Raw genomic sequence first — 3,098 nt, 5'->3', positions numbered from 1 at the left:
GCCTGAAACACCCACATCACGCTCCATCCAACTACATCAAGAGGAATTCCTGTCCATGGAAGATTCACGCGACACCCGGTTCGCCGCAGTGCAGGCCGAACTCGGCTACAGCTTTGACGGTGAGATCAAGATAGGCGGCAATTACGTGCCTGTCGTGCAGCACGGCGACCAGGTCTTTGTCAGCGGGCAGATTCCGCGTGTCGGCAATACCGTGGTCGTTACCGGCCGCGTGGGGTCAGAAACGTCTGTTCTGCAGGCCCAGCTGGCGGCAAAAATCTGCGCCATGCGCGCGCTGGCGCTGCTGCGGCAAAGCCTCGGCAGCCTGGACCACGTGAAGCACATTCTGCGCATCACGGTGTTTGTGCAGTCGGCGCAGGACTTCACCCAGCAGAGCGAAGTCGCCGATGCCGCGTCTGAGGTGCTGTATGCAGTACTGGGCCCGGCCGGCGCCCACACGCGTACGTCTGTCGGCGTTGTTCAGCTGCCCAAGAGTGCGTCGGTCGAAATCGATCTCATTGCAGTAGCCGGCTAGCCCTGCATTCAGCCACCGGGCAGCAGGCGTATCAGCTTGCCGTTGTTGCTGTCGGTCAGCACGTAAAGCAGCCCGTCCGGCCCCTGGCGCACATCGCGAATGCGCTCTCCGGCTTCAGACAGCAGCTTGCTTTCACGCACCACCTTGCCGGCGAACGGCGACGCCAGTTCGATCCGGTCCAGGTAGCCGAACCTGAGCGAACCCACAAACAGGTTGCCGCGCCAGGACTTGCCATAACGCTCGCTGGTCAGGAACGCCATGCCGGAAGGCGCGATGGATGGCACCCAGTAATGCAGCGGTTGCTGCATGCCGGCCTTTTCCGTCAGGCCTTCGCCGATTTTTCCGCCGCCGTAGTTTTCGCCGTAGGTAATGACCGGCCAGCCGTAGTTGGCCCCGGGCCTGGGCAGGTTGATTTCATCGCCGCCCTGCGGGCCGTGCTCATGCATCCAGAAGGTGCCGTCGGGCGCCAGCGTCGCGCCCTGGGCGTTGCGGTGGCCGTAGCTCCAGATCTCAGGCAAAGCCCCTGGTTTGCCGACAAAGGGGTTGTCCTGGGGAACCGAGCCATCTTTGTTGATGCGGACAATCTTGCCATGGTGGTTGTCCAGCTTCTGGGCGTCTTCCTTGCGGCTGAAGCGCTCACCCAGCGTGAGAAAGAGCTTGCCATCGGGCGCGCCGTTCGGTGCCGCGCGGCTTTCCACAATGCGGCAGCCGAAATGCGCCGTGCTGGCCACCTTGGGCTTCTGGCTGAAGATGATTTTGAGGTTTTCCAGCCGGGTGTCGTCAGCGCTCAGGGTGGCGCGCGCCAGCGCCGTACTGTTGCCACTACCGGTGGCGGCAGGCTCTGAAAAGCAGAAATACAGCGTTCGGTTGCGGGCAAAGTCGCTGTCGACCAGCACGTCCAGCAGGCCGCCCTGCCCGCTGGCGGCAATCTCCGGCAGGGCGGCCACCGGCGTGCCCAACTTGCCGCCCGGCCCGACGACCCGCAGGCGGCCGGGGCGCTCCGTGACCAGAAAACGCTCGCCCGGTAAAAAAGCCACGCCCCAGGGGTTTTCCAGGCCGGCCGCCACGGTTTCAGGGCGAACGCTTTGAGCCTGCGCGGGCTGGAACATCACACTGGCCGCTATCAAAAATATAGCTGCTTGCGTACGCCGGTATTGGTTTAAAGCCATATTTCACTCTAAAAAAAACGTGAAAGCACATGAATCGGCCCGTCACGCCCATTTGACCGGGAAAACCGCCTTTTGATCATTCCCAAGCCGGGCCAAGGCGGTGTAAAACATGGCATACGGGGGTAATAAATCGGGTAATCCCCTACAAATTCGTTACAAATCAATGGGTTGTCAACGTTATCAAGAAACAACATGAGTTGACGTAGGACTAATCCGTCAAGTATGCTTGGCGCCATGCGAATGATTGCCCCTGCCCTCGTCATTGCCTCTGCCGCCCTGCTGGCGGCCAGCGTGCATGCAGCACCCGGCAATTCAGGCGGCGACAACGACATGGACAAACTGCTCGCCGACAAGGGCCTGCTGACCCAGATTGACAACGTCCGCCACAGCGTCACCAACAAGGCTTCCGAGCTGGTCGTCAACGCCATGGGTTTCCTGGGCGTGCCCTACAAGCGCGGCGGCAACACCGTTGAAACGGGGTTTGACTGCAGCGGTTTTGTACGCGCCATTTACGAGCAAAGCGTCGGGCTGCTGTTGCCCCGCCGCGCCGAACAGCAAGCCGCCGCCACCCAGCGCATCGACAAGACCGAATTGCAGCCCGGCGACCTGGTGTTTTTCAACACGATGAAGCGGGCCTTCAGCCATGTCGGCATCTACATCGGCGACGGCAAGTTCATCCACTCACCCAAGCCCGGCGCTGAAGTCCGCGTCGAAAGCATGGGTGTGAGCTACTGGCAGCGCCGCTTCGACGGCGCCCGCCGCGTACAGCCATCCAACGGGGTGGCGCAAGAGGCCACACCCCGCGCGGCCGCGTTGCCCGCCCGCCCRCAACAGCCGCAAGCTACCGCATCGGACAAGCCGCCAGCTCAGGCGGCAGCCCCGCAGGTGTCGGTTGCGCGGCAGGCTGAGCTGCTGATGCAGCAGGAACAGTACCGGAATTAAACCGGAGTTAAACCGGAGTTAAGGGCACAGGCGTCGCATCGACGCTAATCTCCGGGTCAAGTCAAGCTCAGGCCCCAGCCCGGCCATTCACCGGCCAGCCCTCAATCCTTATCTCTCCCATTGCCTGGTGACATGTCCAGCTCCACAGCCTGGCCGCTATCGATGGCGTCGCCCGCTTTGGCAGGGGTGCTCGAAACCAGAGAAGTCGTACCTTCACCGGCCAGCGCCAGCTGAAGCGTCGGCGTAGCTGCCCCTGCACCGTCAGCCCCGGCCCCGGCGTTGTCAGCCACGTTATTGCCGGCCGGAATCACACGGTTATTTTCCGCATTAGACGAAAGTTGCTGATTGCCCTGCGGCTTGCCGTTGACATTGACGAGGCCGCTGCCCGAATTGGTCACCTGGCCGAAGCTGCCGCTAACGCTGCCTTTTGGCGAATCAATGCTCACCTGGGCGGA

At 62.1% G+C, this 3,098-nt stretch carries 4 protein-coding genes; 2 read left to right on the top strand and 2 right to left on the bottom strand.

Annotated elements, in window-relative coordinates:
- Positions 1–55 precede the first annotated feature (55 nt).
- Positions 56–532 carry a RidA family protein gene (locus AC1D1X_RS19440; protein WP_477669284.1) on the top strand — a complete coding sequence of 159 codons (477 nt, stop codon included), beginning with the start codon at positions 56–58 and terminating at the stop codon, positions 530–532.
- Positions 533–540: 8 nt separating this feature from the next.
- On the opposite strand, the gene AC1D1X_RS19435 is transcribed toward AC1D1X_RS19440, so the two are convergent.
- A complete protein-coding gene (locus tag AC1D1X_RS19435; RefSeq protein WP_477669615.1) occupies positions 541–1,641 on the bottom strand; it encodes a PQQ-dependent sugar dehydrogenase in 1,101 nt (366 codons plus the stop codon).
- 282 nt (positions 1,642–1,923) lie between these two features.
- Here AC1D1X_RS19435 and AC1D1X_RS19430 point away from each other — a divergent pair, with 282 nt between their 5' ends.
- Positions 1,924–2,643 (top strand): C40 family peptidase, encoded by a 720-nt coding sequence (locus tag AC1D1X_RS19430; RefSeq protein ID WP_477669283.1) that lies wholly within the window; start codon positions 1,924–1,926, stop codon positions 2,641–2,643.
- A 101-nt stretch (positions 2,644–2,744) separates the two neighbouring features.
- Here AC1D1X_RS19430 and AC1D1X_RS19425 read toward each other — a convergent pair.
- Positions 2,745–3,098, bottom strand: a 354-nt coding sequence (locus tag AC1D1X_RS19425) for a hypothetical protein (protein ID WP_477698928.1), incomplete at its 5' end; no start/stop codon positions are given.

The organism is Polaromonas sp. P1_G4 (assembly GCF_056405475.1).
Note: the sequence above shows the minus strand (reverse complement) of the source record. Positions and strands in the feature narration are given on the sequence as shown.

Bases quoted from the DNA above. Each gene is read 5' to 3' on its own strand.
- AC1D1X_RS19440 (WP_477669284.1), top strand. From the start codon at position 56: ATGGAAGATTCACGCGACACCCGGTTCGCCGCAGTGCAGGCCGAACTC.
- AC1D1X_RS19435 (WP_477669615.1), bottom strand. From the start codon at position 1,641: ATGTTCCAGCCCGCGCAGGCTCAAAGCGTTCGCCCTGAAACCGTGGCG.